Annotated in this window: 23 protein-coding genes and 1 pseudogene; 14 read left to right on the top strand and 10 right to left on the bottom strand. The window is 64.7% G+C overall.

From position 1 onward, the window contains the following. The first annotated feature begins 72 nt into the window (after positions 1 to 72). The 3 genes from QX121_RS14375 to QX121_RS14365 all read left to right on the top strand — a co-directional run bounded on the left by QX121_RS14375 (position 73) and on the right by QX121_RS14365 (position 4,067). Complete coding sequence (locus QX121_RS14375; protein WP_315812274.1) at positions 73 to 2,334, top strand: DUF2235 domain-containing protein; 2,262 nt, start codon at positions 73 to 75, stop codon at positions 2,332 to 2,334. A gap of 336 nt (positions 2,335 to 2,670) precedes the next feature. Beyond that, the gene (locus tag QX121_RS14370) at positions 2,671 to 2,943 is read left to right on the top strand and encodes a hypothetical protein (protein ID WP_315717640.1); all 273 of its coding nucleotides are present in this window, start codon (positions 2,671 to 2,673) and stop codon (positions 2,941 to 2,943) included. A 233-nt stretch (positions 2,944 to 3,176) separates the two neighbouring features. After that, positions 3,177 to 4,067, top strand: coding sequence for a cation diffusion facilitator family transporter (locus QX121_RS14365; RefSeq protein WP_315739622.1), 891 nt, complete (start codon positions 3,177 to 3,179; stop codon positions 4,065 to 4,067). Between the two features lie 138 nt (positions 4,068 to 4,205). Here the strand turns inward: QX121_RS14365 and QX121_RS14360 are convergent, their stop codons facing one another. Continuing rightward, entirely contained in the window at positions 4,206 to 4,445 is a 240-nt protein-coding gene (locus QX121_RS14360) for a hypothetical protein (protein ID WP_315739621.1), read from the bottom strand. Positions 4,446 to 4,981: 536 nt separating this feature from the next. Between QX121_RS14360 and QX121_RS14355 the strand changes: the two genes are divergently transcribed. Together QX121_RS14355 and QX121_RS14350 are read left to right on the top strand one after the other, a co-directional pair. Next, positions 4,982 to 5,521: a TRAP transporter small permease subunit gene (locus QX121_RS14355; protein ID WP_315739620.1), complete on the top strand. Its 540-nt coding sequence runs from the start codon at positions 4,982 to 4,984 to the stop codon at positions 5,519 to 5,521. Beyond that, complete coding sequence (locus QX121_RS14350; protein WP_315739619.1) at positions 5,518 to 7,119, top strand: TRAP transporter large permease subunit; 1,602 nt, start codon at positions 5,518 to 5,520, stop codon at positions 7,117 to 7,119. The genes QX121_RS14355 and QX121_RS14350 overlap by 4 nt, the downstream gene beginning before the upstream one ends. Before the next feature lie 200 nt (positions 7,120 to 7,319). Here QX121_RS14350 and QX121_RS14345 read toward each other — a convergent pair whose 3' ends face one another. The 4 genes from QX121_RS14345 to QX121_RS14330 all read right to left on the bottom strand — a co-directional run bounded on the left by QX121_RS14345 (position 7,320) and on the right by QX121_RS14330 (position 11,571). Further along, on the bottom strand, positions 7,320 to 8,408 hold the full coding sequence (locus tag QX121_RS14345; protein WP_315758965.1) for an ABC transporter substrate-binding protein: 1,089 nt from the start codon (positions 8,406 to 8,408) through the stop codon (positions 7,320 to 7,322). A gap of 182 nt (positions 8,409 to 8,590) precedes the next feature. Beyond that, a complete protein-coding gene (locus QX121_RS14340) occupies positions 8,591 to 9,727 on the bottom strand; it encodes a TRAP transporter substrate-binding protein (RefSeq protein ID WP_409997703.1) in 1,137 nt (378 codons plus the stop codon). A 134-nt stretch (positions 9,728 to 9,861) separates the two neighbouring features. Next, a complete protein-coding gene (locus QX121_RS14335; RefSeq protein WP_315758966.1) occupies positions 9,862 to 10,992 on the bottom strand; it encodes an Mrp/NBP35 family ATP-binding protein in 1,131 nt (376 codons plus the stop codon). A 132-nt stretch (positions 10,993 to 11,124) separates the two neighbouring features. Further along, positions 11,125 to 11,571 (bottom strand): VOC family protein, encoded by a 447-nt coding sequence (locus QX121_RS14330; protein ID WP_315758967.1) that lies wholly within the window; start codon positions 11,569 to 11,571, stop codon positions 11,125 to 11,127. 261 nt (positions 11,572 to 11,832) lie between these two features. Here QX121_RS14330 and QX121_RS14325 point away from each other — a divergent pair, with 261 nt between their 5' ends. The 6 genes from QX121_RS14325 (at position 11,833) to QX121_RS14300 (ending at position 19,433) form a co-directional block, all read left to right on the top strand. Further along, entirely contained in the window at positions 11,833 to 12,702 is an 870-nt protein-coding gene (locus QX121_RS14325; RefSeq protein ID WP_315739612.1) for an NAD(P)-dependent oxidoreductase, read from the top strand. A 351-nt stretch (positions 12,703 to 13,053) separates the two neighbouring features. Beyond that, complete coding sequence (locus QX121_RS14320; protein ID WP_315812273.1) at positions 13,054 to 15,453, top strand: TonB-dependent receptor; 2,400 nt, start codon at positions 13,054 to 13,056, stop codon at positions 15,451 to 15,453. Between the two features lie 7 nt (positions 15,454 to 15,460). Beyond that, on the top strand, positions 15,461 to 16,891 hold the full coding sequence (locus QX121_RS14315; RefSeq protein WP_315812272.1) for a PepSY domain-containing protein: 1,431 nt from the start codon (positions 15,461 to 15,463) through the stop codon (positions 16,889 to 16,891). A 136-nt stretch (positions 16,892 to 17,027) separates the two neighbouring features. After that, positions 17,028 to 18,623: a HAMP domain-containing sensor histidine kinase gene (locus tag QX121_RS14310; protein WP_315739609.1), complete on the top strand. Its 1,596-nt coding sequence runs from the start codon at positions 17,028 to 17,030 to the stop codon at positions 18,621 to 18,623. 47 nt (positions 18,624 to 18,670) lie between these two features. After that, entirely contained in the window at positions 18,671 to 18,868 is a 198-nt protein-coding gene (locus QX121_RS14305; RefSeq protein ID WP_315812271.1) for a DUF1289 domain-containing protein, read from the top strand. Between the two features lie 28 nt (positions 18,869 to 18,896). After that, entirely contained in the window at positions 18,897 to 19,433 is a 537-nt protein-coding gene (locus QX121_RS14300; RefSeq protein ID WP_315739607.1) for a TIGR02281 family clan AA aspartic protease, read from the top strand. An 87-nt stretch (positions 19,434 to 19,520) separates the two neighbouring features. Here the strand turns inward: QX121_RS14300 and dusA are convergent, their stop codons facing one another. Beyond that, positions 19,521 to 20,519: a tRNA dihydrouridine(20/20a) synthase DusA gene (dusA, locus tag QX121_RS14295; protein ID WP_315812270.1), complete on the bottom strand. Its 999-nt coding sequence runs from the start codon at positions 20,517 to 20,519 to the stop codon at positions 19,521 to 19,523. A 111-nt stretch (positions 20,520 to 20,630) separates the two neighbouring features. Here dusA and QX121_RS14290 point away from each other — a divergent pair, with 111 nt between their 5' ends. Continuing rightward, positions 20,631 to 21,137 (top strand): hypothetical protein, encoded by a 507-nt coding sequence (locus QX121_RS14290; RefSeq protein WP_315812269.1) that lies wholly within the window; start codon positions 20,631 to 20,633, stop codon positions 21,135 to 21,137. After that, positions 21,064 to 21,605, top strand: a pseudogene (locus QX121_RS14285) (site-specific integrase). The gene QX121_RS14290 and the pseudogene QX121_RS14285 overlap by 74 nt, the downstream one beginning before the upstream one ends. A 497-nt stretch (positions 21,606 to 22,102) precedes the next feature. Here QX121_RS14285 and QX121_RS14280 read toward each other — a convergent pair. Then, entirely contained in the window at positions 22,103 to 22,516 is a 414-nt protein-coding gene (locus tag QX121_RS14280; protein WP_315772874.1) for a hypothetical protein, read from the bottom strand. 108 nt (positions 22,517 to 22,624) lie between these two features. On the opposite strand from QX121_RS14280, the gene QX121_RS14275 reads away from it, so the two are divergent. After that, positions 22,625 to 23,560 carry a LysR family transcriptional regulator gene (locus tag QX121_RS14275; protein ID WP_315812268.1) on the top strand — a complete coding sequence of 312 codons (936 nt, stop codon included), beginning with the start codon at positions 22,625 to 22,627 and terminating at the stop codon, positions 23,558 to 23,560. Positions 23,561 to 23,801: 241 nt separating this feature from the next. On the opposite strand, the gene QX121_RS14270 is transcribed toward QX121_RS14275, so the two are convergent. Genes QX121_RS14270 through QX121_RS14260 form a run of 3 tightly spaced genes read right to left on the bottom strand, consistent with a single transcriptional unit; the run spans position 23,802 to position 26,215 of the window. Continuing rightward, positions 23,802 to 24,692, bottom strand: a complete 891-nt coding sequence (locus QX121_RS14270; protein WP_315772870.1) for a U32 family peptidase — start codon at positions 24,690 to 24,692, stop codon at positions 23,802 to 23,804. A 36-nt stretch (positions 24,693 to 24,728) separates the two neighbouring features. Continuing rightward, positions 24,729 to 25,706, bottom strand: coding sequence for a peptidase U32 family protein (locus QX121_RS14265; protein WP_315812267.1), 978 nt, complete (start codon positions 25,704 to 25,706; stop codon positions 24,729 to 24,731). Then, a complete protein-coding gene (locus tag QX121_RS14260; protein WP_315757285.1) occupies positions 25,697 to 26,215 on the bottom strand; it encodes an SCP2 domain-containing protein in 519 nt (172 codons plus the stop codon). The genes QX121_RS14265 and QX121_RS14260 overlap by 10 nt, the downstream gene beginning before the upstream one ends. Positions 26,216 to 26,227 lie beyond the last annotated feature (12 nt).

Raw genomic sequence — 26,227 nt, 5'->3', positions numbered from 1 at the left:
TCAGGTTGATTTCTCCCCCGCGCGGTTTACGCTTCCGCTCCTCGGCTCTGAATGTCGAGCGGGGTCCTTTGCATGGCGAGTCCCAAGATCATCATCCTGTCCGACGGGACCGGCAACGCCGCCTCGAGCGTGTGGCGAACCAACGTCTGGCGCATGTTCCAGGCGCTCGACCTGCAGGGCAATGCCCAGGCGGCCAAGTATGATGACGGCGTCGGCACATCGTCGTTCGTTCCGCTCGCCCTGCTCGGCGGCGCGTTCGGCTTCGGTCTCAAGCGCAACATCCTGGATGCCTATAAGTTCGTCTGCCGCAACTACGACCACGCGGACGGCTCGAAGATCTATTTGTTCGGCTTCAGCCGCGGCGCCTTCACCGTCCGGGTGCTCGCCGCGCTGATGCTCGATCAGGGGCTGATCGTTGCCGACACCGAGGCTGAGCTGCACGACGGCGCCGTGAAGGCCTATCGCGCCTATCGCGCCAAGGGATACCATTCGATCTGGCGGATCGAGGTGCTGTTCCGCTGGCTTCGCGACAAAATGCTGGTGCCGGTGATCGACCGCATCATGGGCCGCAAATCGCTCGACCTCATCGTGCGAAAAAGCCTCCCGGCGATCGAGTTCATCGGGCTGTGGGACACCGTCGCGGCCTATGGACTTCCGATCGACGAGATGACGCGGGGCATCTCCAACTGGGTGTGGCCGCTCGAGCTCCCCAACCGCGTGCTCAGTCCGCGGGTGACATGCGCGCGCCACGCACTCGCGCTCGACGACGAGAGGACGACCTTCCATCCGGTGCTCTGGACCGAGGCGGGTGAGACCAAGCCGCAGGATGCCAAAACGATCGATGACGAAAGACTGGTGCAGGTCTGGTTCGTCGGCATGCACGCCAATGTCGGCGGCGGCTATCCGGACGATTCCCTCTCCTACGTCCCCCTGACCTGGCTCGTGGACGAGGCCGTCAAACGCGGCTTGGTCTTCAAGACCGCGCCCGAGGCCGATCCGGATGCGATCAAGTCGATCGTCACGTCACAGGACAAGGACGGCCGACTCTACAACTCGCGCTCCGGGCTCGGCTCCTATTATCGATACGGCCCGCGCAAGGTGTCGGAGCTGTGCAACGACCCGGCGGCGGGCGTCCAGGTGTCGATGCCGAAGATTCACGAAAGCGTCTTCGACCGCATCGACAGCGGCTGCAATGCCTATGCGCCCATCGGCTTGCCGGACACCTACGTCATCGTCCGCTACGACGGCACGCTGGCGCCTCTCGGGCCGACCACGTTCGAAACGCCGGCCGGAGCGGCCGCCCGGTTCGCGGCCCAGGAAAAGCTGTGGAATCTGGTGTGGTTCAGACGTCTCGCTTATTTCGCGACGCTGGCGGCCTCCCTCCACCTCGCGGCCTTCTGGCTGTTCCACGACCTCGATCGCACGCACGAATACGACTCGCGCATCAGGATGGTCTCCGAGGCGGTCCGGCTGGTCGAATCGTTCCTGCCGACATCGCTGCACTGGTCGACGGACTGGTATGCCGCCAATCCCGAATGGTTCGCCGGCGGGATCATCATCCTCGTCGCGCTGATTGCGGCCGGGACATTCCTCAGCGACCGCATCAGCGACCTGATGCGCGTGATCTGGCGCGAACGAGCAGCGCCCCCGATGCTGTCCGGCCCGATGCATCAAGCCATCTACGCCCTCCGGACCAATCGCGCCTATCAGTTCGCCATCAGGAACGGCAAGCGGCATGTCGGCCCGTTGCTGCTCGCGCTCGGCACCGTCTGGCTCGCGGCCACGCTGATCAGCCATGTCCTGTTCAACGCCGCGGACTCGATGGGCGCCTTCTGCCATGGCACCCCTGCCCACGAGCTCGTCGCGGTCGACAAAGGCATTCCGCAGGATGCCAGGGATTTCTCGACCGATGCGGTTTGCGCTCCCACCGGGTTGAGAGTCCGTCCCGGCTTCTCCTACGAGATCGTCGTCACCATGACCGACCCGTGGGAGGACGCCGGGCATCCGGTCACGCCCGCCGGCTATCGCACCTCGACGGTCCGGGGCTACGCCCGCGGGACGTTCTACGCAGGCATCCTGCTGCGCCGCGTTCTCTTCCGGCCCTGGTATCGGCTGATCGCCAGGGTCGGCGAGACGGGAGTCGACGAATATTTCCTCGACCCCGTTCCCGCCCCCAACACGACGCCTCAGGCCTACAAGGCGAGGTTCAAGGCCGAGCGCGGCGGTGAGCTGTTCCTCTATGTCAACGACGCCGTGATCGGGCTGCCCTGGGTGTACGATGCATTCTATCCGAACAATACCGGCAAGGCGAAGGTGACCGTCAGGCTGCTCTGAATCGCTACCGCCGCCAGTGCGCCGGCTCGTCGATATCGCGACGTCCGTCGATGCACGGACGAGGTCGTGATCGATGTTCGCCTGCCAACCGCGGCGCGACGCGCTTGGGACACTGGCAAGCGCGCCACGGCGGGCGTGCGCGCGTGTCGCTGGATCCTGACGGGATCTCGCGTCCATCGCTGCCGACACTGCATCGCATCAACACAGGCTGCGCGTGGCGTACCGGAACCCCGACCAGCCGGCCGAGTTGCAAAGGCGGAGCATCGAACGATGAGGCAGACAACTCCTCATCGAATCCCGCTCCCCTTTTGGCTGTTCTTGGAAAGAGAGGCGACAATGAAAGCACCCCTTCTTCTAGCCGGCGCAGTGATCATCGGATCGGTCGCGCCAGTGCTCGCGGACGAGTATTACATCGTGCAGGGACCGAGCCATCGCTGCACCATCACCACCACTCGCCCCGCCGACCGCGAGGTCGTCACGCAGATCGGACCGATGGCGTTCACCAGCCGCGTGGAAGCCGAGGACCGCATCCGCCAGACCAAGGTCTGCGAGGACGAAGGCACGGTCGGCAGCTCCACCAGCACCACCACGGTCATCAAAGAGAAGTAGTCGGCGGCGTCATTGCTATCGGCGCTTGCCGCGACAAGGCCGCGTCCATGTCCGTGGGCGCGGCCTTTCTGTTTTCCACAGATCATATTGCGCTCGCGGCAACGCCGCGCCCGGCGCATTCGCAACGGCGATGAACCGAGGATATCAGCTTTTCCGATAGCGAGCGGCCGGCAGCGGAGGTTGCGTTCCGCCGCAGCGTTGAGTACCCCAGCGCGGGATCGGATCAGGACATCATGGCCTCGCAATCGCTCAAGCTCGCCATCGGCAGCCTCGTGGTCGGAACGATCGTGCTCGGCCTGAAGTATCTTGCCTATTGGATCACCGGCTCGGTCGCGCTGTACTCGGACGCCCTCGAGAGCATCGTCAACGTCGTCACCGCCGCCGTCGCGCTCGTCGCGGTGCGCATCGCAGCCAAGCCCGCCGACGCCAACCATCCGTTCGGCCACCACAAGGTGGAGTATTTCAGCGCGGTGATCGAGGGCGTCATGATCGTCGTGGCGGCGCTGCTCATCATCCATGAGGCTTACGGGAATTTCTTCAATCCGCGGCCGTTTTCGGCGCCCGTCGAAGGGCTCGCCGTGAATGGGCTGGCGAGCGCGATCAATGCGGTCTGGTGCTGGCTGTTGATCACGCGGGGAAAGCGGCTGCGGTCGCCGGCGCTGGTGGCCGACGGACGCCATCTGCTGACGGACGTCGTGTCCTCGGGCGGCGTCGTGGTCGGCCTCGGCCTCGCGGTGATGTTGCAGCTGCCGATCCTCGATCCCGCACTGGCCGTGCTGGTCGCCGTGAACATCCTGTGGTCGGGATGGCAGGTGCTGAAGGAATCCACCAGCGGGCTGATGGATGAAGCGGTCCCGGACGCCACGCTGGCGCGCATTCGCCTGATCATCAGTCAGCATGCCGGCGGCGCACTGGAGGCGCATGATGTCCGGACCCGCCATGCCGGCAAGCTGACCTTCATCGAGTTCCACCTCGTGGTGCCCGGCGAGATGTCGGTCAACCAGGCGCACGAAATCTGCGACCGGATCGAGGCCGCCTTGCGCGAGCACGACGAGCACAGCTGGATCACCATCCACGTCGAACCAGAGAACAAGGCCAAGCACTCCGGCGTGGTGGTGCTGTAGCGCCGCACATCAGGCGGCGCGGCCGGTTTTTTTGATTTTTGAGGAGGCTCGCCGCGTCGGGGCAGGCCCCTGGCATCCCCAGATGCCTGCGGGTTCGACGGTGTCGGAGTGCCCGCCGCCAGCGGTCGCGAAGCCATTTCACTTCTCCTGGAGCGCGTACTGCTTCGACAGATGGTCTCCAATCTGGACCAACATGGCGACGCATTCGGGATAGCCGGGCCTGCCGATCGTCTCCTGATCGGCACTGGCGCGAAACTCCCAGGAATTTCCGTCCCGCACGACCGCGATGAGAATGCCCTCGGCGTACTCGGTATGAGCCTTCAGCTCGGCCACCGCCATTGCGATCAGTTCGGCTTCGGTCTTGCTCGGCTTGCTCATCCGGTTGGTCCCTGCATCAAACGTCCACGACGACGCTTTTTATCCAGCTTGTGGCCCCACGCCAACATTCCCTTGCCGGGGATCAGACGCCTCGCCGGATCACCACACCACATTCTGATCCCACGCTCCGTCCCAGACAGCCCACGCGACCATCCTCCACGGCCGCCCCCATCGGAGCGATGGACGGCCGGCAGCGAACTGCCCGCTCTTTCGGCAGGCCGAACGCCGCCCCCCGGACCCGGGGTTTAGCCAGCGCCGCCAGACTGTTGCCGGCGCGTCAATGTGTCCATTTTCCGATTGACGGCAGGACGGCGCGCTGAAATGGTGCCCCCGCTTTCAGGCCCAGCGCGGCCGATGGGCGCTCGCCCTTCATACAAGCGCCGAACAAGAGCTGAAGGCATCGAGGGGGAGGACGTTTCGTTGGATTCGCTTCAAGCGCGCCGTCATGACGACATGCACGTTCTGCGTGATCGCGAAGCCGTGCCTCCTGAGAGCTCAGGCGCGCTCGTCTGACAGCGCCCGCAGCGGAGACAATGATGCGCCCCTTGTTGGCAATCAGTAACGCCATCGATCAGCTCAACGAAAAGATCGGTTACGTCTGCAATATCATGGTTCTGCTGGCCTGCCTGGTCAGCGCGATCAACGCCATGATCCGCTATGCCTTCAGCTACTCGTCGAACGGCTGGCTGGAATTGCAGTGGTACATGTTCGCGCTGCTGGTCATGTTCGGCGCCTCCTACACCTTCCGGCGCAACGAGCATGTTCGGGTGGAGCTGCTCTATCTCTATCTGTCCGAGCGCGGCCAACTCTGGCTCGATCTGATCGGCACGCTGTTCTTCCTGATCCCGACCTGCCTGCTGCTGGCCTACCTGTCCTGGCCGTTCTTCATGCAGTCCTATTCGGTCAACGAGATGTCGGCCAATGCCGGCGGCCTGCTTCGCTGGCCGGTGAAGTTCGCCATCCCCGCGGGCTTCGTGATGCTGGCGCTGCAGGGCCTCTCCGAGGTGATCAAGCGCGCCGCCGCGCTGCGCGGTGAAGTGACGATCGACGCCAAATACGAGAGGCCGACGCAATGATTACGCTGGAGATGATGCCGCCGCTGATGTTCGGCGGCCTGGTCCTGGCGATGCTGATCGGCTTCCCGGTGGCGTTCACGCTCGCCGCCGTCGGCCTGTCGTTCGGCTTCCTCGCCATCGACTTAGGGTTCTTCGACCTCAACTTCCTGCAGGCGATTCCGGGCCGCATCTTCGGCAGCGTGCTCGCCAACGACCTCCTGCTCGCGATCCCGTTCTTCACCTTCATGGGCGCGATCCTGGAGAGATGCGGGCTCGCCGAGGACATGCTGGATTCGATGGGCCAGCTATTCGGGCCGATCCGCGGCGGCCTCGGCTATTCCGTCATCATCGTCGGCTTCATCCTCGGCGCCATCACCGGCACGGTGGCGGCACAGGTGATCGCGATGGCGATGATCTCGATGCCCGTGATGATGCGCTACGGCTACAACATGCGCTACATCACCGGCGTGCTCGCGGCGTCCGGCACCATCACCCAGCTGGTGCCGCCGTCGCTGGTGCTGATCGTTCTGGCCGACCAGCTCGGCAAATCGGTCGGCGACATGTATCTCGGCGCCTGGGGCCCCTCGATCTTCCAGGTCGTGCTGTTCGCCGGCTACACCTTCGTGCTCGGCCTGGTCAAGCCGGGCCACCTGCCGCCGGTGCCGAAGGAGGCGCGTACGCTGACCGGCTGGGCGCTGTGGAAGAAGTGCCTGATGGGCATCATTCCCTCGGCGGTGCTGATCTTTGTCGTGCTCGGCACCATGATGATGGGCCTGGCCACGCCGACGGAAGCCGGCGCCATGGGCGCGGTCGGCGCGATCGTGCTGGCGGTGATCCACCACAAGGAGTTCACCAAGAGCGATCGCAGCATCCTGATCGTCGGCGTCGTCGCCGCCGGCATCGGCACCATCATCGCGATGCTGTTCACCGAGAACCTCGCATTCAAGCTCTCTTTCGCGGTCACCTATCTCGCGGTTGCCTGGCTCTGCATCCGCGCCGTCGCCCTCCCCGACCTGCGCGACCTGATCAAGCAGGGCTACGAGACAACCATGCGCATCACCTGCATGGTCACTTTCATCCTGATCGGCTCGACCTGCTTCTCGGTGGTGTTCCAGGGCGTCTCCGGCGGCGAATGGCTGGAGCACCTGCTCACCTCCCTGCCCGGCGGCGTCTGGGGCTTCCTGATCTTCATCAACGTCTTCATCTTCTTCCTGGCCTTCTTCCTCGACTTCTTCGAGATCGCCTTCATCATCCTGCCGATGATCGCACCGATCGCGCAGAAGATCCTGGCGCCGGTGGTCGGCCCGGAGGCCGCCCTGATCTGGTTCGGCGTCATGCTGTGCGTGAACATGCAGACCTCGTTCCTGCATCCGCCGTTCGGCTTCGCGCTGTTCTACCTGCGCGGCGTCGCGCCGAAGGAAGTGAAGAGCTCCGACATCTATTGGGGCGCGATGCCATGGATCGGCCTGCAGGCGATCATGGTGCTGCTCGTAATCGCGTTCCCGGTCACGGTGACCGGCCTGCTCGACAAGCCGGTCCAGGTCGACCTCGACAAGGTCAAGATCGAGGTGCCGCAGATCGATCTGCCGCCGCTGGATTTCGGCGCGCCGAAGCAGTAGACGGCGGCTCCGACCGAATGAAGAAAGCCCCGGAAGCTCCGCTTCCGGGGTTTTTGTTTGGGGCCGCCTCTCTTGTTTGGGACCTGTTTGGGACCGTCTCTATCAGCGCGTCATTGCGAGGCGACCTTGCGCCGAAGCAATCCAGGGGCACGCGCGCAGCCCTGGATTGCCTCGCTGCGCTCGCAACGACGGAATCTCGCTCAGCTCTGCGACCGCCGGGCCATGAAGTTGTCGTAGCCGACCTCGGCGACCTGGAACCAGGAATAGCCCGCACCCGAATAGGCCGTGAGCGAGTCCAGCGCCTTCTTGAAGTTTGGATTGCCGGCGGCGACCTCGGCATGCAGCTCCTTGGCGGCCTTGAACGAGGCTTCCATGACCGGGGCCGGGAACGGATGCAGCTTGGCGCCGCCGGCGATCAGCTTGCGCAGCGCCAGCGGGTTGGCGGAATCGTACTTGGCCATCATCCAGTTGTTGGAGTAGTGGCCGGCCTGCTCAAGCAGCTTCTGATAGTGCTTGGGCAGCGCGTTCCACTTGTCGAGGTTGATCATGGCGAGCAGCATCGGCCCGCCCTCCCACCAGCCGGGGAAGTAGTAGTGCGGCGCGACCTTGTAGAGGCCGAGCTTCTCGTCGTCATAGGGACCGACCCATTCGGCGGCGTCGATCGTGCCCTTCTCCAGCGCCGGATAGATGTCGCCGCCGGCGATCTGCTGCGGCACCGCGCCGAGCTTCTGCAGCACCCGCCCGGCAAAACCGCCGATGCGGAATTTCATGCCGTTGAGATCGTCGACGGAGTTGACCTCCTTGCGGAACCAACCGCCCATCTGGCAGCCGGTGTTGCCGGCCAGCAGCGAGGTGACGTTGTAGCTCTTGTAGAACTCGTTGAGGATCTCCTTGCCCCCGCCCATCAGGTACCAGGCCTGGTTGATGCGCATGTTCGGGCCGAACGGCACCGACGAGCCGAAGGTGAAGGTCGGGTCCTTGCCGAAATAATAGTAGGACGCGGTGTGGCCCATCTCGACGGTGCCGTTCTGCACGGCGTCGAGCACCTGCAGGCCGGGCACGATCTCGCCGGCGGCGAAGGTCTGGATCTGGAATTTGTTGTCGGTGGCCTCACCAATCATCTTGGCCATGATCTCGGCGCCGCCATGCAGCGTGTCGAGCGATTTCGGCCAGCTCGTGGTCATGCGCCATTTGATCTCCGGCATCGATTGCGCGATCGCGGGCGATGCGATCGCGGCGGCGCCTGCAGCGCCGAGCCCGGTGACCTTGATGAAGTCTCTCCGCTTCATGCTCTTTCCTCCCTTGTGGTGATTGTGTTCGTTTCCTGGGCAGCCTTCTTGCGAGGCTTAGTTCCAGTGTGGATCAAAGTGCGTCGGAGTGCCATTGCAAAACGATGTCGCAATGCAACGCAAAAGCCCGGCCTCTTGCGAGGCCGGGCTCAATGTCTATCCGCCGATCGAAATGCTGAAGATCAGCCGCGGGTGCGCGAGCGGATCATGAAGCTGTCGTAGGTGTATTCGGCGACCTGCCACCACAGATATTCGTCCGAGCGGTAGGCCTGCATGGCATCGATCGACTTCTTGAAGTCGGGATTCTTGGCCGAGATCTCGCCCCAAAGCTCGTTGGTCGCCTTGAGACAGGCTTCCAGCACCTCGTTGGTAAACGGGCGCAACTGGGTGCCGCCGGCGACCAGGCGCTTCAGCGCCGACGGGTTCTGCATGTCGTAGCGCGCCGCCATCCAAGTGTTCGCGGCCATGGTCGCGTTGGTCAGGATCGCCTGGTAGCTCTTGGGCAGCGAATTCCACTTGTCCAGGTTGGTGTAGGCATGGACGGTCGGACCGCCTTCCCACCAACCCGGATAGTAATAGTACTTGGCCACCTTCTGGAAGCCGAGCTTCTCGTCGTCATAGGGGCCGACCCACTCGGCCGCGTCGATGGTGCCCTTCTCCAGCGCCGGGTAGATGTCGCCACCGGCGAGCTGCTGCGGCACGACGCCGAGCTTCTGCAGCACCTGGCCGGCGATGCCGCCGATGCGGAATTTCAGGCCCGAGAGGTCGGCGGCGGTCTTGATCTCCTTGCGGAACCAACCGCCCATCTGGGTGCCGGTGTTGCCGCAGGGAAAGCCGATCACGCCGAACTTCTTGTAGAACTCGTTGGCGAGCTCGTTGCCGCCGCCCTGATACAGCCAGGAGTTCTGCTGCCGGGCATTGAGGCCGAACGGCACCGAAGCGAAGATCGCGAAGGTCGGGTCCTTGCCGACGTAGTAATACGACACCGTGTGGCACATCTCGACGGTGCCGTTGGCGGTCGCGTCCAGCGCCTGCAGGCCGGGAACGATTTCGCCGGCCGCGAACACCTGGATCTGGAACTTGTTGTCGGTCATTTCGGCGACGTACTTGGCCAGCTCGGTGGCGCCGCCATAGATCGTGTCGAGCGACTTCGGGAAGCTCGAGGTCAACCGCCACTTGATCTCGGGCGACGACTGCGCGATCGCCGGCGAGGCGATGGCCCCCGTCGCCGCGGCACCGGCGGCCGAAACCTTCAGAAAATCACGACGCTTCATATTAGGGCATCTCCTTGTTGGGGGCGTTTCCCGTTGAAAAAGCATTTATCCGCCGATGCGATTGGCCGCACACGGTCGAAGGCGATCCGGGCCGGGCTTTAGCACGGAACCGGTTAAGCGAAAACGCGACGTTGGAATGACAAACGGTCCAATAGTCGCACGCGCTTCGCTGCAGTGCATCAAGCAGCGGCGATGGCGTCCTTGAGCTGATCCCGCACCGACGCGGCGATGCTCCGGTAGATCGCCGCGTGCGGACCGTTCGGCTCGCTCTCGACCAACGGGTTGCCGGCGTCCGACGTCGAGCGGATGTCCATGTGCAACGGGATCTCGCCGAGGAACGGCACGCCGAGCCGCTCGGCCTCGTGGCGCGCGCCGCCATGACCGAAGATGTCGGACCGGGTGCCGCATTGCGGGCACTGGAAGTAGCTCATGTTCTCGATGATGCCGAGCACGGGCACGTTGACCTTGCGGAACATCGCAAGCCCGCGGCGGGCGTCGATCAGCGACAGGTCCTGCGGCGTCGACACGATCACGGCGCCCTTCAGCGGCACATTCTGCGCCAGAGTCAGCTGGGCATCGCCGGTGCCCGGCGGCATGTCGACGACGAGCACGTCGAGCGTACCCCAGGCGACGTCGCGCAGCATCTGGTTGATGGCCGACATCACCATCGGGCCGCGCCAGATCATCGGGCTGTCCTCGTCGACGAGAAAGCCGATCGACATGATCGACAGGCCGAACCGCGACAGCGGAATCATCTTCTTGTCGTCGGTGAGCTTGGGCTTTTCCTGCAGGCCGGTCAGTCGCGGCACCGAGGGGCCGTAGATGTCGGCGTCGAGCAGCCCGACCTTGAGGCCGAGATCGCGCAGGCCCAGCGCGAGATTGATCGCGGTGGTCGACTTGCCGACACCGCCCTTTCCGGAGGCGACGGCGATGACCGCCGCGATGCCCGGGATCGGAGCCTGCCGGGACATCGGCGAGTCGGCCGGATGCTGGTGCTGATGCGGACGATGCGCCGCGACCGGCTGCACGCCGCCCTGCCGCGGCGGCGGGGCGGCAGCGCCCGCCTTGCGCTCGGCGGTCAGCGCGATCATCGCCATGGTCACGCCGGGAATGGCGCGCACGGCGGCTTCGGCTTTCGCGCGGGTGTCTTCCCAGGCGCGGGCCTCGCTGGCCTCGACATTGATCGAGAAGAACACCTTGCCGTCATTGGCCGTGATCGGCGAGAGCACGCCGGCGTCCGGCAGCGCCACGCCGCGCGGCGAGCGGACCCGCTTGAGTGCCTCGATAACCTGCTGCTGCGTCACGCTCACGGCGCGTCTCCTGAAGAAGTTCAGAACGCGCCACATCGTCGCGCCCTATCCTGTTGACCGGACATGATCTTCCGTCGTCCGCGACGGGACCGCCCCGGCCCTGCGTTGCGCTGCTTCATAAGGCCGGCCGGCTCAAAACGCCACCTTGGTTCCGATGTCGCCGGCGGTCTCCACCGGCGCGTCGCCGGCCTGCTCCTTGGCCGCCTCGTAATTGAGCTCGATCGTCACGCCGTTGGGGTCGCGCACGAAGATCTGCCACAGCTCGCCGCCGGGCACCTGGCGGGCATCGAACGGCATGCCCTTGGCGGCGAGCCGGGCCTTCATGCCGGCGAAGCCGCGGCTGACGAAGGCGACGTGGTGGACGACGCCGGAATCCGGCTTCTGTGCCTCGGATGTCGGCGAGATGTCGACGAGGTGCACCACCGGCCGGCCCTCGCTGTACATCCAGGCGCCAGGGAACGCGAAATTCGGCCGGGCGCCGTTCTCGAGCCCGAGCACGTCCTCGTAGAAGCGCACGGTCTCGGCGAGGTTGCGGGTCCGGATGTTGAAATGATCGAGCACGCCGACGCTGACGCCCATGCGAGACACTCCCTGGCTGGTTCGTTGGTTGACTGGATTTCGTTGCCGGATGACGGCTTTGCAAGCCGTCATGATGATGCCTCTTTAGCACGGGCGGACGTTTTCGCATCCGTCACGAAGCCGTTGCCCCTGTTTCGCAAGCGGCTATGGTGCGGCGTCCAGCGCCGCCGCCGGAACCCGGCCGGCCGCTGATGTTTTCCGTCAAGAACGGCCCGGCCCTCTCAAGGCTGTCGGCAGAACCCCAAGGTCAAGGTAGCTCATATGGCTAAAGTCGCTTTCATCGGTCTCGGCGTCATGGGTTTCCCCATGGCAGGACATCTCGTGAAGAAGGGCGGTCACGAGGTCACGGTCTACAACCGTACCGCGGCCAAGGCGAAGGAATGGGCTGACAAGTTCGGCGGCAAAACCGCCGCGACGCCGAAGCAGGCCGCCGAGGGCCAGGACTTCGTGATGTGCTGCGTCGGCAACGACAACGATCTGCGCGCGGTGACCATCGGCCCGGACGGCGCTTTCGCCGGCATGACCAAGGGCGCAACCTTCGTTGACCACACCACGGCCTCGGCTGAAGTGGCACGTGAGCTCGATGCCGCAGCCACCAAGGCCGGCTTCAAATTCATCGACGCGCCGGTGTCCGGCGGCCAGGCCGGCGCGGAGAACGGCGTGCTGACGGTGATGTGCGGCGGCACCGCGGACGCGTATGCGGGCGCCGAGCCGGTAATCGCGGCCTATGCCCGGATGTGCAAGCTGCTGGGACCGGCGGGCTCCGGCCAGCTGACCAAGATGGTCAACCAGATCTGCATCGCCGGCCTCGTGCAGGGCCTGTCCGAGGGCATCCATTTCGCGAAGAAGTCGGGCTTGGACGTGCCCGCCGTGATCGAGACCATCTCCAAGGGCGCCGCCCAGTCCTGGCAGATGGAGAACCGCTACAAGACCATGAACGACGGCAAATACGACTTTGGTTTTGCGGTGGAATGGATGCGCAAGGACCTGTCGATCTGCCTCAGCGAAGCGCGCCGCAACGGCGCCCATCTGCCGGTGACCGCGCTGGTCGACCAGTTCTATTCCGAGGTCGAGAAGCTCGGCGGCAAGCGCTGGGACACGTCGAGCCTGCTGGCCCGCCTGGAGAAGTAATCCGCGATCGCGATCCGATGAACGTGCCGCCGCGCGCTTCGAGCGGCGGCACGTTTATTTCTGCCCCGTGACGACCAACTGGCTCGTCACCGCCGTCGGCCGGGACCTCGCGCGCCCTGTCTGACCCGTATCAGCCGGCGCCATTGCGCACCCTCCGACTCGCTGATACCCGTTGCAATCGCCAATCGTTCGCATGTGTTGCCGAACAGAGACAGGCTTGACCAGAAGAGAAGATATGTAATGTTATAACATTACATATTCAGCGTTCTGCGTTAGCTCTCGTCCCGATCACAAGAGCGCTGGAGGGGGCGCGGACACCGGCATGGCCGGACCGCGGGTGGGGGAATCGGAATGAGCATGCGGGACGTCCGGGGTTTGATTGCGTTGGCGGGGCTTGTTGCGGCGGTCTTCTGCGCGGCCGTTCCGCTGGCCCATGCGCAGCAGACAGCAAATCCTGGCGTGAGGCCGGCGGCCGACACGCTGCTGCCGGACGTCACCGTCGATGCGCCGCGCCAGCGACAGGCTGCCGACCGTTCGCCGTCACCGGTCAGAACAGCCAGCGGGACGGTACACCCCATGCCCCGAGGGACAGCGACGCCACCGCCGGCAGTCGCGCCATCGCCCCACGTCTCCGCCTCCCCAGCGGCGACGCCGCTCAACGGCAATGCGGCTCCGGCGGTCGGCGGCCGGCTGGGCCTGATCGCGCGCGAGGCGCCGGCATCGATCGAGGTCGTGGGTGCAGCGACGCTGCGCGAGCAGGGCTATCACACCACCGTCGATGCGGTGAAAGGCGCCACCGGCGTCAGCGCCGGCGATGCCCCGAACGACGTCGGCTTTGCCATGCGCGGCTTCCAGGGCAACCAAGTCAACGTCCTCTACAACGGCATCAACATCGGGCCGACCGGCTTCACCGCGCTGACGATGGAGACGTTCAACCTCGACCGGGTCGAGTTTCTCAAAGGCCCCTCCTCGCTGATCTCCGGCCAGGGCGCGGTCGGCGGCACCATCAACTTTGTGACCATGGCGCCGCACACCGGACCGGTCCAGAACGAGGCTTTCATAGGCTTCGACCAGCGCGGCACGTTCCGCAGCGGCTTTGGCTCCGGGGGCAGCACCGCGATCGAGGGCCTGGACTATCGCTTCGATATCAGCCGAACGAAAGAGGTCGGCTTCATCGACGACACCGAGTTCAAGAACGTCCATGTCTCGGGCCAGCTCGACTACCGCCTGTCCGACAGTTTCAGGACCTTCTTTGCCGCCGAGTTCAAGGACTACAAGGCCAAGCCCTACGAAGGCACGCCGCTGGTGCCGGTCACCTACAGCGGCGCGAACGCGACCAGCGGCATCGTGTCGGGCACCAAGATATCCGCCTACAACGGCAGCGATCTCGGCGCCGTCACGATCGACGGCCGCACGCTGTCGACCAACTACAACGTCGTCGACGGCCACAAGACGATCAAGGAATCCTGGGTGCGCAGCGGGTTCGAATGGAACCTCAGCAACGACGTCAAGCTGCGGAGCCAGATCTACAACTACAATGCCAGCCGCGACTGGTACAATAACGAGGTGTCGGCGTTCAACGCCGACACCGGCAGGGTCGATCGCGAGCGGTTCTTCGTCCACCACAACCACAACATGGTCGGCAACACCACCGACATGACCTGGAACGGCAGCATCTTCGGCCTTTCCAACCGTCTCGTCACCTCGGTCGAGAGCTCCCATACCGACTTCACGCGGCCCGGCGCGGCGAACTTTCCCGGTGACTCGGTCCCCCTGGTCGGCTTCGACCGCGGTGTTTATGGCCAGCTCGGAACGCAGTTGCAGACCGCCACGATCGACAGCGTCGCCCTGAACCTCGAGGACCGGCTGAAGCTCACCGACACGTTCGCCCTGGTCGGCGGCCTGCGCTACAATCCGTTCACGCTCGATCGCAACTCGATCGACAGGAATGGCGCGGTGAAAAGTGGCTTCCCCTATTCGAAGAGCTGGCAGCCGGTCACCGGCCGCATCGGCTACACGTGGGAGGCGCTACCCGGCACCACCTTCTACAGCCAATATGCGACGGCCACCGACATCTCGGCCGACAGCATCTTTATCTTGAGTCCGACGCAGAACCTCGCGCTGTCCGACTCCCGCAGCTACGAGACCGGCGTCAAGCAGCTGCTGTGGAACGGGCGCGCGGAGTGGACCTTCTCGGCCTTCGACATCGCGCGCAACAACGTCTACAGCGCCCAGGCGGGCCAGCAGCTCAACCTCGCCGGCAAGGTGAAATCGCAGGGCATCGAGGTCGCGGCCGCCGTGCGGCCGACGCCGGAGAGCAAGCTATGGGGCAACGTCGCCTATGTCCGCGCCCGCTATGCCGACTATGATCTCGCGGGCGGCGGCTCGTTCTCGGGCAACACGCCGCCCAACATTCCCGCCATCATCGTCAATGGTGGCGGCTCCTACCGCTTCCTCAATCCCGGCTGGTGGCCGGTCGAGCTCGGCTTCTCGGTGCGCCATGTCGGCGATCGATGGAGCACCGATGCCAACACGGTGAAGCTAAACGCCTACACCACCGCCGACCTGTTCGCCTTCGTCGATCTGCCGAAGGTGCCGATGTTCGCCACCGCGACCAGCACGCGCCTCGCCTTGCGCATCCGCAACGTCACCGACAGGCGCTACGCGGCCTGGAGCGATCCGTTCTATCCCGACCAGATCTTCCTCGGCGCGCCGCGCACCTACGAGGTCGAGGCCTCGTTCAAGTTCTGATGACAGCATGATCCAGGCGCTGATCCTCATGCACCGCTGGTTGAGCATCCCGCTCGGTCCGCTGTTCGTGCTGTGGTTCGCGACCGGGATCGTGATGCACTACGTGCCATTCCCGGCGCAGACCGAGAGCGAGCGCTTCGCCGCGCTGCCGGTGCTCGACATCGCCATGTCGCTGCGCAGTCCCGCGGAGGCCCTCGCCGCTGGTGGCATCGATCATCCCGCCCGCATCCGGTTGTTTCAGCGCGTGGATGGTCCGGTCTATGTCATCTCGGCCGCCGGCCGCAGCGCGGCCATTCATGCCGACACGCTGGCCGCAGCCGACGTGAACGATCCCGGTCTCGCACTGTCGGTGGCACGCGCAGCAGCCCAGCAACGCGGGCTCGAGGCCGATCGCGCCGCCATCGCGGCGCTGGACAGCTACGATCAATGGACGGTGCCGAACCGGTTCGATGTGCATCGTCCGCTGCACCGGATCGCGCTCCACGATCCCGATGGGACCGAGCTGTACGTGTCGTCGAAGACCGGCGAGGTCGTGCTCGACACGACACGCTTCGAACGCGCCTGGAACTACGTCGGCAGCGTTGTCCATTGGATCTATCCAACCGTCCTGCGCAAGGACTGGGCGGCCTGGAACGTCGTCGTGTGGTGGCTATCGCTCGCGGCCGTCATCGCCGCCGTGACCGGCGCCCTGCTCGGTCCGATGAGGCTGCGACCTCGCGAGGCGCGGCTGTGCTCGCGCTACCGCGGCTGGCACCTGTGGCATCATTGGGCTGGTCTGCTCTGCATGCAGTTCGTGCTGACCTGGATGGTCAGCGGTTGGCTGTCGATGGACCATGGCAGGCTGTTCGCGACCGGCCATCTGACGCCGTCCGAGGAAGCCATGCTGGTCGGCACACCGGATTGGAGCCACCTGACTGCGGTTGCACTCGCGGCGGCGCATGGCGAGGCTCGCGAGATCGAGTGGTTCGCCTTCGGCGGCCGCCTCCATCAGCGCACCCGGCGAGCGCCGGGCCAGCAGCAGATTTCGGTGCTGGACGGCGCTTCGGCAAGGATCATCGGACGCTTCCTGCAGCCGGCCGACGTCAATGCCGCAACGTCCCGCCTGGGCCACGATTGCGCGCGCTCGACCGAAGTCGAGCCGGGCGACGACTATCCGTTCGTCTCCGATGTGCCGGGCGCGCCGGTCCATCGCGTGATCTGCGGCGACACCTGGTATCATGTCGACGCCGCCTCCGGCGCGGTGCTCGAGAAGCTCGATCCGTCCCGACGCGCCTATCGGTGGCTCTATCAGGCGCTCCACACGCTCGACTTTCCGGCCCTGCTCGCCCATGCGGCGCTGCGCACGGCTCTCATCGTCGGCCTTTGCGCGATCGGCCTCGTCTTCAGCATCACGGGCGTGGTGATCGGCTGGCGACGCCTGCGAATGCAGCTCCGCTGAGCCTCGCACAATGGTTAATTTAACGCGCGGTTAACGCAAATTTTTCGTTGTCTATAATCCGTCTTAAGGATTTGGGCCCAGTTATAGACAATGCAGAAAGCAGCCCGTACCTCGCGGGCAGGATTTGTGTTGTTTGATGAGTAAACCCGCTGAAAAGCCTGAGGTCGTCGAGCTTCCGGCAGATCCGCCGGCGCTTGCACCGGCAAGCCAGCGCCGGGCCGCGCAGCAGCGGGTGCGCGAGGCGCGCGACCGGTTAACGTCGACATCGGGAACGCGTCCGGCCTTCGATCGCGAGCTGCTGCGCCAATACGCGCAGACCCGCATCTCCGCCTCCTACATCGTCGTGCTGCTGGTGGTCGCAACCGGCCTGATGCTGAGCGCCTGGCTCCATACGCTGGCGGCCGGCGCCTGGACGGCCGGCGTGCTTTGCATCCATGCTGCGATCGTCCGCAACTGCTCGAACTTTCTCGCCGACCAGCCGTCGATGGCGGCGACGCGGCGTTGGCGCACGCGCTTCGTGCTGCTCGACCTGCTCTACGGCGTGTGCTGGATGGCGATCCTGATCCACCCCGCACTCGCGGCGGTGTCAGGCACGCTGATGATGTTCCTGATGCTGCTGGTGATCGCCGTCTCCAGCATGCTCGCTGCCAACCTGCCCGTCGCAGCCGTCGCGGTCACCGCACCGGTCACGGTCGCGATCACCCTCAGCCTCGTGCTGTCGGGCACGTTCGACAATTACCTGCTGGCCGGATTCGCGGTCGCAGCAGAAGGCTATTTCGTGCTGCTCGCCCATCAGCTGCATTCGACCACGCTCGCCACGCTCGAAGCACGCGCCGAGAAGGACGCCCTGATCGGCGAGCTCGAGCAGGCCAAGGCGATCTCCGACGAGGCGCGCTACCGGGCAGAAGCGGCCAACGTTGCCAAGTCGCGCTTCCTCGCGCAGATGAGTCACGAGCTGCGAACGCCGCTGAACGCCATCCTCGGCTTTTCCGAGGTGATGAAGAGCGAGATCTTCGGAACGCACGCGGTGCCGGTCTACAAGGAATATTCGGCCGACATCCACAATTCCGGCGTCCACCTGCTCAACCTGATCAACGAGATCCTCGATCTCTCGCGCATCGAGGCCGGCCGCTACGAGCTCAACGAGGAAGCCGTGGCGCTCGTGCACGTGATCGCCGACTGCCATCATCTCCTGAAGCTGCGCGCCACGAGCCGCGGCATCACCATTCACGAGGTGTTCGAGCGGAAGATGCCGCGGCTGTGGGCGGACGAGCGCGCGATTCGCCAGGTCGTGCTCAACCTGCTCTCCAACGCCATCAAGTTCACGCCGCAGGGCGGCGACATCTGGCTCAAGGCCGGCTGGACGGCCTCGGGCGGGCAATATCTCAGCGTCAAGGACACCGGCTCGGGCATCCCCGAGAACGAGATTCCGATCGTGCTCGCCTCGTTCGGCCAGGGCTCCAACTCGATCAAGTCGGCCGAACAGGGGGCCGGGCTCGGCCTGCCGATCGCCAAGAACCTGATCGAGATGCATGGCGGCACGTTCACGCTGAAATCGAAGGTCCGCATCGGCACCGAGGTGATCGTCACCTTCCCGCCGGAGCGGGTGATGTCGGCGCTCGCTCCGCTGTCGGACGAGGCCCCGCCATTGCAGCCGGAGCATGCGATCGCCCCCGCTAAGGAGAAGCGCCGGGTGCGCAAGCCGATCATGAATGCCGGAACGGGACTGTGAGATGATTGCACTTGCACGACAGTGGCAGAACCTTTCAAACTCGCTCCATGAGCCAGGATACGCCCTGCATCGCGGTCTGCATGATCGACCCGAAGACGAAGCTCTGCTTCGGTTGCGGACGCACGCTGCCGGAGATCGCCCGCTGGGGCCGCATGTCGCGCGACGAGCGGCTGGCGCTGATGGACGGGCTGCCGTCCCGCATGCACGACGCCGGCCTGCCCGCGCTGGCGCGTCGGCACGCCTGAGCGCCTCCGTGCCGACGGGAGGCGCGGCATGAACAAGATCGCGCTCGTTCTCGTCACCATGGTGCTCACCGCGGGCGCCGTGATCGTCTACAAGGATCCCGAGCAGGCGGCGCTCGCAAGCGACACCGTGTCGGAGGTTCTGCGCAGCCGCGTGCTCAGAGCCAAGGCGAGCCCTCCGACCAACGCGGTCGAGATCGAGCGCACCAGAGGCGGTGAGTTCGCGTTGCGCGCCAAGATCAACGGCGTCACCGCGCCGATGGTGGTCGACACCGGCGCCACATCGGTAGTTCTGACCTACGAGACCGCCAAGGCCGCAGGCCTGCCGCTCGAACTGCTCGCCTACGACGTCGACGTCGAGACCGCCGGCGGTCACACCAAGGCGGCGCGCCTGACCTTGGACCGGCTTGCGATCGGCAAACTGGTGGAACGCTCGGTTCCGGCCTTGGTAGTGCCGCACGGCCAGATGAAGACCAATTTGCTCGGCATGAGCTTCCTCGACCGGCTGGAGCGCTGGGAAGTGCGCTCCGACCGGCTGATGCTGCACGGCTTTCCCGACCGCAGCTGAGGCCCAGCGCCTCGTTGCAGCCCTGCCGGAGGAGAATGCGCTCGCGCGACAGACCGTCACCGAGTTGCTGCCGCCGGCCTGATCCGCTCAGGCGAGCGCCGCAACCGCCGGACGATCCTCGACCGTCGCCACCGCCTCGCGCAGCACCTCGATGCCGGCGTCCGGCTTGACTCCACGTTCGGCAAGATGGCGGCGGAAGGCGCGCGCCCCCGGCACCGCATGATAGGCCCCGACGAGATGCCGCGTCATCGCGTGCAGCCGCGTGCCCTGCCCGAGCTGATGTTCGATATAGGGCTCCAGCGCCGCCAGCGCCTCTCGCATCGACAGATGCGGCGCGGCCTCACCGAACAGCATGGGATCGACATCGAGCAGCCGCCACGGCTCCTGATAGGCAGCTCGCCCGAGCATCACGCCATCGACATGCGCGAGATGACCTTGCGCAGCCTCGATGCTGCCGATGCCGCCATTGATGATGACCGGCACGTGCGGCAGCCTCGCCTTCAGCCGGTACACCCTGTCGTAGTCGAGCGGCGGGACGTCACGGTTCTCCTTCGGCGACAAGCCGTCCAGCCACGCCTTGCGCGCGTGCACGATCAGCGCGTCTGCGCCGCTGTCGACGACCGCGTCCGCCAGCATATCGAGTGCGATTTCCGGATCCTGATCGTCGATGCCGATGCGGCACTTCACCGTGACGGGAATGCGAACGGCGCGCTTCATCGCGGCGACGCAGGCGGCGACGAGCCCAGGCTCGGCCATCAAACAGGCCCCGAAGCGGCCGTCCTTCACCCGGTCCGATGGGCAGCCGACATTGAGATTGATCTCATCGTAGCCGAACTCCTCGCCGATCTTGGCTGACGTCGCGAGATCGCCGGGATCGGAGCCGCCGAGCTGCAGCGCCACCGGATGCTCGCTTCGATCGAAGCCGAGCAGCCGCTGGCGGTCGCCATGTATCACGGCGCCGGTGGTGACCATCTCGGTATAGAGCAGCGCCCGGCGCGACAGCAGCCGATGGAACACGCGGCAGTGCCGGTCGGTCCAATCCATCATGGGCGCCACGGCAAATCTATGTAATTGATATTGCTTCATTTTTCGAGCATATTCAACTCGTAAGGTCGCCTCGTGTGCACTCTATTCTACGCCACAGCGCGATGTTTTTTCCGGCTTTTTGCCGCCTCAGTGCACACGGAGCGCACACGCGTGGCAACTATCACCAGACTGAAATCCGGCTCTTGGAGAGCCCAAGTCCGACGAAAGGGGAAATATGTCAACGGGACGTTTCTCCGCCGAAAGGATGCCGAGGAATGGGCCATCGATATCGAGCGGCGGATCGATCGCCAAGAACCGACAACGACGCAAAAGTCCCGCGACGTCCAACTCTTCGGCGATCTCGTCACGCTTCATCGTCAAGATTTGGCCGAGGTGGGAAAGGACATTGGTCGCTCCAAAACTGCGAGCCTCATCTTCCTGAACGAAAGACTTGGGCATCTTCGTCTTCCAGAGCTTGATCGAGAGCGGTTCATCAAATTTGGAAAAGAGCGCGCGATGGAGGGGGCCGGCCCGGTGACCGTCGGTATCGATCTTGGATACATCAAAACGATTCTGTCTCACGCCGCCGCAGTACACGGCATCGTTGTTTCAACCGAACCACTCGACCACGCCCGGATCGCTCTTCGACGTCTCGGGCTCGTCGGAAAAGGGCGATGAGCGCAACCGCCGTCCCACGCAAGACGAACTCGATCGTATTATCTCAGCGTTCGAATTAAACAGTCGGCAACAGATCCCAGTCGGTCGTGTGATCCGATTCGCGATCGCAACGGCTATGCGGCAAGATGAAATTGCAAGAGTCGAATGGCGCGACTTCGACGCCGGCAACCGAATGCTCCTCATTCGCAACCGGAAAGATCCCCGACAGAAGAAGGGCAACGATCAGCGAATTCCCCTGCTGGACGATCCGTTGGAACGGCATTTCGCCGTCAGTGCCAACAATTGAAGATCGATGACCTACATTTCCACGATCTGCGCCACGAAGGCACGAGTCGTCTTTTCGAGGCAGGATTTTCCATTGAACAGGTTGCACTTGTCACCGGACACAAGGATTGGAAAATGCTGCGTCGCTACACGCATCTAAAGCCAGAGACTCTCCATTCCATCCGTTCGGTGCGGGTTGCCTGACAGGCGCCGAAAACAAGAAGAAAGTGAAAACTTCATCTGGAGCGATGAAAGGTCGAACATCGTACTCAGCTTGGAAAGGTTTCGGCATTTGAATACTTTCAAGGTGCGTTCGGACAAAACGCAGCTCTAGGCGCGATTGAACTGACATAGCTTTTCTGGATTGTCCGATTGATTGAAGCGGGCCCAAAGATCGCCCCTCGCCTACGGACCAGAGATAGTCACTATGCCTGAAAACATGGTTGGCGCGCCCGCGATCCAACATGTAGGAGCCACCATCTTGAGGCATCGGTGGTTCGAGTCGGGGGTCCGCTACATCGCTAGACCCACTATTTCGGAAGCCCTGTTTTCTTGTCGGCGGGCAGCCCAAATGCCAATGAACAAGTCCCAATCCCGGGGCCCGCGACACCAATTCTTGCGATCGGTGGAACGGATTCCCGGGCTCGTCGTAGCGTCACGTTTGGTTAAGGCGAATGCATAAGGCCGCCGCCTCAATGCGTTCACATCGCCTTGGCGAGCACGAACAACCGGAAATCCTCGAGCGCCGCGTGCCGATGCGGGGCGACTTCGCGCTGGTAGGTCTCGGTGTCGACGATCGAGCGGAAGGCGGCGAAATCGCCGTATTCATTGATCGCCGCTTCGTCCCAGCGTTTGCCTTGCGGGCCGACCAGGCTCGCCAGGACCGGCCCGGAAAACATCCGCACCAGCGGCTTACCGGCTGCGAGACGCCGGAAGGCCGGTCTATAGCGTTCGTTAAAGGCTTCGCGGCCCGAACAGGGCGCGGCGTCGAAGCCGTCCTCGTAACGCGCATACGCGCGGTAGCGCAGCAGATTGAGCATGTAGACCGGCTGGCCGGGGGGAATCGCGCGCTCGGCGGCGTCGAGGGCTTGCAGCGTGATTTCGATGGCGTTCATGGGACTTCTCGCGGTTTCTAGCGGCGCAGCATGCGCGCTAACGCTCCCCATTTGGCCCATCGGAACGGCCTCTTGTAGCGACCCCGTCGCCATGACTATGTGGACTGAATGTCCACAACAGCCTTGCCTCCCGACCTCTCGCGTCTCCTCGCCTTCGTCCGCGTCGTCGAGGCGGGCTCCTTCGCCGAAGCCGCGCGGCGGGCGGGGACAACCACCTCGGCGATGTCCAAGGCGGTCGCCCGCCTCGAACAGGCTCGCGGAATACGGCTTTTGCATCGCACCACCCATTCGCTGGCGCTGACCGAAGAGGGCGAGCGGCTGATGGCGGCGGGACGCGCGCTGGCCGAAAGTCTCGATCGCGTCCAATCCGCGCTCGGCGAAGCCGCGCGTAACGATGGCGGACGGGTGCGAGTGACCGCCCCCGCCTCGTTCGCGCGTGCCTGCATCCTGCCGCGACTGCCTGCGTTCCTGCGGGAGCGGCCGGAAATCGAGATCGAGATCAAATTCCGCAACGAGATTCTTGATCTCGCAGCGGAAGGCGTCGACATCGCCATCCGCTCAGGACCCCTCGATCGCGCGCCCGGTCATCTGGCGCGGCGGCTTTGCACGTTCTCCTGGATCGCTTGCGCCTCGCCTGCCTATCTGAACGCGCGCGGCGCGCCGGCGACTCCATACGAGCTGTCCGAACATGACCACGTCGGCTTCCGCAATCCCGCGAGCGGGCAGATCCTGACCTGGCGCTTCACCGACCCGCGCGGCAAAAAACTCGTTCGCGTCGCGCCCAAGCCCAAGCACATTTGCGACGACGCGCACGCTTCGGTCGCTTTGATCGCGAATGGGTTCGGCATTGGCTGGGGCCCGGCATGGCTCGTCCACGACGACTTGCGCACAGGTCGGCTCGTCGAAGTGCTTGAGCCGTGGCGCGCGCCAGCGGAGCCCCTATGGATGCTGCGCACCTCGGACCGCCGGCCGCCCCTGCGCACGCAGCGCGTCATGGCGTTCCTCGCTGCGCTTCCCGCCGCGTTCAGCGACAAATCGGGATGAGGCGTCAGCTGTCAGCTGGGCTCTGCGGTCGGCGCGTAGGACGCCAGCCGTTTGGAGGGGAAATCGGGGACTGACCACGATTTCCCCGGCTTCCTGGGCTTCCGCCTGGGCGCGGTCAGCAATCTGCAGCATGCCGGCACGAACGGGCTGCGCGCCGTCTCTCAACGTCGTCCATCCGTGGTCAGTCAACATGCAGACTGGGCACATCCGAGTTTACCTCGACAGAAGGACACGGCAGTACCTACCCCGAGACGTAGGAGGCACCGGGGGCGCCGTGCAAGAAGCCGTTGGCGAATGGAACGTCCGGATAGATCTCGCGCAAGCGGCCCCTGGCGGCCTCAGCTTCCACGCGGCCCGCCAGGACCGCCTGGAATTGCTCGGACACGGCGACCATGTCGCAGGCCTGAGGTGACAGCCGCAGCGATCTCACGCCGCTCTGCGTCAGACGATCGAGATCGCCGAGCAGGTTGCAGCAACCATGCGACAACGTCTGCACGCCATTCATGGTGAGGAACGCTTCATTGTCCAGCGTCGTCACGACGAGGCCGTCCGGATCCTGCTCGCACACGAAGCGGCAATTGTCCTTGGCGAGCTTGTGCAGGCGGGCGTGATAGCAGCGCGCGGAGATCGCGAGCGGCACACGGCCGAAGGCGAACACTTCGATCGCCACCTGCGGCACGGCGCCGGCGATCGCGGCAACCGAGGACAGTGGCAGCTCCGGCGGGAGGCAGATCCGGGTAGCGCCCTGGGCGGCATGAAACGCGGCGCTGGCCTCGTTGTAGATGTTGACGAATGGCCCGATGGCATGCGGCCTACCGGCGATCGATTTGAGGCAGGTGAGGTCGTTGACCTCCACCAGACCGTGGCCAAACTCGGCGAGGCTTGCCGTCTGCCGGCGCTCGCGTCGCAACGACACCAGGACCAGCGAACCCAGCAGCACCTGCTTGCCGGCAGCCATAAGCCGCTCGATGACTTCAGGCAAATGGGGTTCGAAGAACGGCGCGCGCTTAGAGCAGACGACCTCGCCGACCACAACGCGGTCGAGCGGGGCCTCGTCGGCCATGCGAAAGTAAAAATCACGCCAGCGCTCGGGCTGCCAATTGTAGAGCACGGGCCCCAGAGTGAGCTGCATTCGGCCTGCGCCTTGTTCCGCCATTGTCATGTCGTCCTAGCGCCAGGTCTTGCGGTAGGCGCCCTGCGTGGAGGCCTGCCCTTCGGTGAACGCCGTGAGGTCGGACGCGTCGGCGGACCGGCCGGCATCGAGCGCTGCCAGCACGCTGCGGAAATGCCGCACGACGCCGTCGACATAGGCGCGGCCGCGCTGGCGGCCCTCGATCTTGAGCGCGGTGACGCCGGCTTCGCGCAAGCCTGCGAGCAGGGTCGTGGCATCGAGGCTGACCGGATCCTCAAAGATGTAGCCAGAGCCCTGTGCGGTCGAGAAACGCCCCTTGCACAGCGTTGGATAGCCGGCAGGTTCGTTGCGTCCGAAGCGGTTGATTGTGAAAGCGCCAAGCCGCGAGGTCGTGCCCAGTATCGTCTCCTGATAGACGACATGACTGGCCGGCGAGCATACCCCCTGCATGTTCGGCGACTTGCCGGTGGCGTAGGAGGACAGCGAGCAACGCCCCTCGGCCATAACGCATAGTCCGCCAAACACGAACACTTCGGTCTCGCATGCCGTCTCACGGGTGATATCGGCGATCTCGGGCACGCTCAGCACGCGCGGCAGCACCACGCGGCGGGCGCCGAAATTCTCGACATAGAACGCAATCGCGTCGACATTCGCCGCCGCCGCCTGCACCGAGACATGCAGTCGCTGTTCGGGATGGCGCCGCGCGGCATAGTGCATCAGCCCGACATCGGCAAGGATCAGCGCGTCGGCTCCGGCCTCGACGGCATCGTCGACCGCGCGACGCCACAGCTCGACGGCGCCGGCGCGCGGGAAGGTGTTGATCGCAACCAGCACCTTGGCGCCGCGCCGATGCGCGAACGTTACTCCTTCGCGCATCTGCTCGCGGCTGAAATTCAGCCCGGGAAAGTTGCGGGCATTGGTCTCGTCGGCGAAGCCGCAATAGACGGCATCGGCACCGGCTTCGACCGCGCTCTTCAGCGCCGCCGGCGTCCCTGCCGGACAGATCAGCTCCATCGTCGCATCCCGCTTTCGTTCGTCGTTGATCTCAGCAGCGAGTCACGCGCGGCCGCGAGCAGGCGTTGCGCGGGCACGCCGAACGGCCCCGAAAGCGCTGCGATCTCGCCGACCAGATCCAGACCGGCATCGTCGATCGCATTGCGGAGCGCCAGCACCGCCTCGATATCGCCTTCGATGACGAGCTGACGCGAAAACATCAGCGCATCGCCGTCGAGCCGGCCCTCGACCAGCGCCAACAGGCTCACGATCGACGCGGAGATGGAGGCATCGAGGCCGGTGGGCAGCTCGCGCACCGCCGCGAGTTGCGGCTGCTGTGGGCCCGCCTGAATCACGAAAGCGAACGGCAGATCGGTCGGCTTGATGCCAAAGCGCTTTCCGCGATGCGACCCGAGCCGGTCGAGCAGATGCGGATGCCGGCGCAAGAGCCCACGCAGGAAAGCGCCGAGCGCGATCTGCAGGGGCAGCAACGGCAACGGACGCAGCACCTGCCTGAGCAGTGGCGGCAACAGGGGCAGTGA

Origin of the sequence: Bradyrhizobium sp. SZCCHNR2028, assembly GCF_032380995.1 — a bacterium.
Taxonomy (GTDB): domain Bacteria; phylum Pseudomonadota; class Alphaproteobacteria; order Rhizobiales; family Xanthobacteraceae; genus Bradyrhizobium.
The sequence above is the reverse complement of the archived record's forward strand: the minus strand, read 5'-3'. Positions and strand labels throughout refer to the sequence as shown.

What these genes read in the sequence shown, in the direction of transcription:
- QX121_RS14345 (WP_315758965.1), bottom strand. Translation starts at nt 8,408, where the DNA reads ATGAAGCGGAGAGACTTCATCAAGGTCACCGGGCTCGGCGCTGCAGGC.
- QX121_RS14365 (WP_315739622.1), top strand. Translation starts at nt 3,177, where the DNA reads ATGGCCTCGCAATCGCTCAAGCTCGCCATCGGCAGCCTCGTGGTCGGA.
- QX121_RS14315 (WP_315812272.1), top strand. Translation starts at nt 15,461, where the DNA reads ATGATCCAGGCGCTGATCCTCATGCACCGCTGGTTGAGCATCCCGCTC.
- QX121_RS14305 (WP_315812271.1), top strand. Translation starts at nt 18,671, where the DNA reads ATGAGCCAGGATACGCCCTGCATCGCGGTCTGCATGATCGACCCGAAG.
- QX121_RS14280 (WP_315772874.1), bottom strand. Translation starts at nt 22,516, where the DNA reads ATGAACGCCATCGAAATCACGCTGCAAGCCCTCGACGCCGCCGAGCGC.
- QX121_RS14370 (WP_315717640.1), top strand. Translation starts at nt 2,671, where the DNA reads ATGAAAGCACCCCTTCTTCTAGCCGGCGCAGTGATCATCGGATCGGTC.
- QX121_RS14325 (WP_315739612.1), top strand. Translation starts at nt 11,833, where the DNA reads ATGGCTAAAGTCGCTTTCATCGGTCTCGGCGTCATGGGTTTCCCCATG.
- QX121_RS14360 (WP_315739621.1), bottom strand. Translation starts at nt 4,445, where the DNA reads ATGAGCAAGCCGAGCAAGACCGAAGCCGAACTGATCGCAATGGCGGTG.
- QX121_RS14340 (WP_409997703.1), bottom strand. Translation starts at nt 9,727, where the DNA reads ATGCTTTTTCAACGGGAAACGCCCCCAACAAGGAGATGCCCTAATATG.
- QX121_RS14310 (WP_315739609.1), top strand. Translation starts at nt 17,028, where the DNA reads ATGAGTAAACCCGCTGAAAAGCCTGAGGTCGTCGAGCTTCCGGCAGAT.
- QX121_RS14355 (WP_315739620.1), top strand. Translation starts at nt 4,982, where the DNA reads ATGCGCCCCTTGTTGGCAATCAGTAACGCCATCGATCAGCTCAACGAA.
- QX121_RS14320 (WP_315812273.1), top strand. Translation starts at nt 13,054, where the DNA reads ATGAGCATGCGGGACGTCCGGGGTTTGATTGCGTTGGCGGGGCTTGTT.
- QX121_RS14375 (WP_315812274.1), top strand. Translation starts at nt 73, where the DNA reads ATGGCGAGTCCCAAGATCATCATCCTGTCCGACGGGACCGGCAACGCC.
- QX121_RS14300 (WP_315739607.1), top strand. Translation starts at nt 18,897, where the DNA reads ATGAACAAGATCGCGCTCGTTCTCGTCACCATGGTGCTCACCGCGGGC.
- QX121_RS14275 (WP_315812268.1), top strand. Translation starts at nt 22,625, where the DNA reads ATGTCCACAACAGCCTTGCCTCCCGACCTCTCGCGTCTCCTCGCCTTC.
- QX121_RS14270 (WP_315772870.1), bottom strand. Translation starts at nt 24,692, where the DNA reads ATGCAGCTCACTCTGGGGCCCGTGCTCTACAATTGGCAGCCCGAGCGC.
- dusA (WP_315812270.1), bottom strand. Translation starts at nt 20,519, where the DNA reads ATGAAGCAATATCAATTACATAGATTTGCCGTGGCGCCCATGATGGAT.
- QX121_RS14265 (WP_315812267.1), bottom strand. Translation starts at nt 25,706, where the DNA reads ATGGAGCTGATCTGTCCGGCAGGGACGCCGGCGGCGCTGAAGAGCGCG.
- QX121_RS14330 (WP_315758967.1), bottom strand. Translation starts at nt 11,571, where the DNA reads ATGGGCGTCAGCGTCGGCGTGCTCGATCATTTCAACATCCGGACCCGC.
- QX121_RS14350 (WP_315739619.1), top strand. Translation starts at nt 5,518, where the DNA reads ATGATTACGCTGGAGATGATGCCGCCGCTGATGTTCGGCGGCCTGGTC.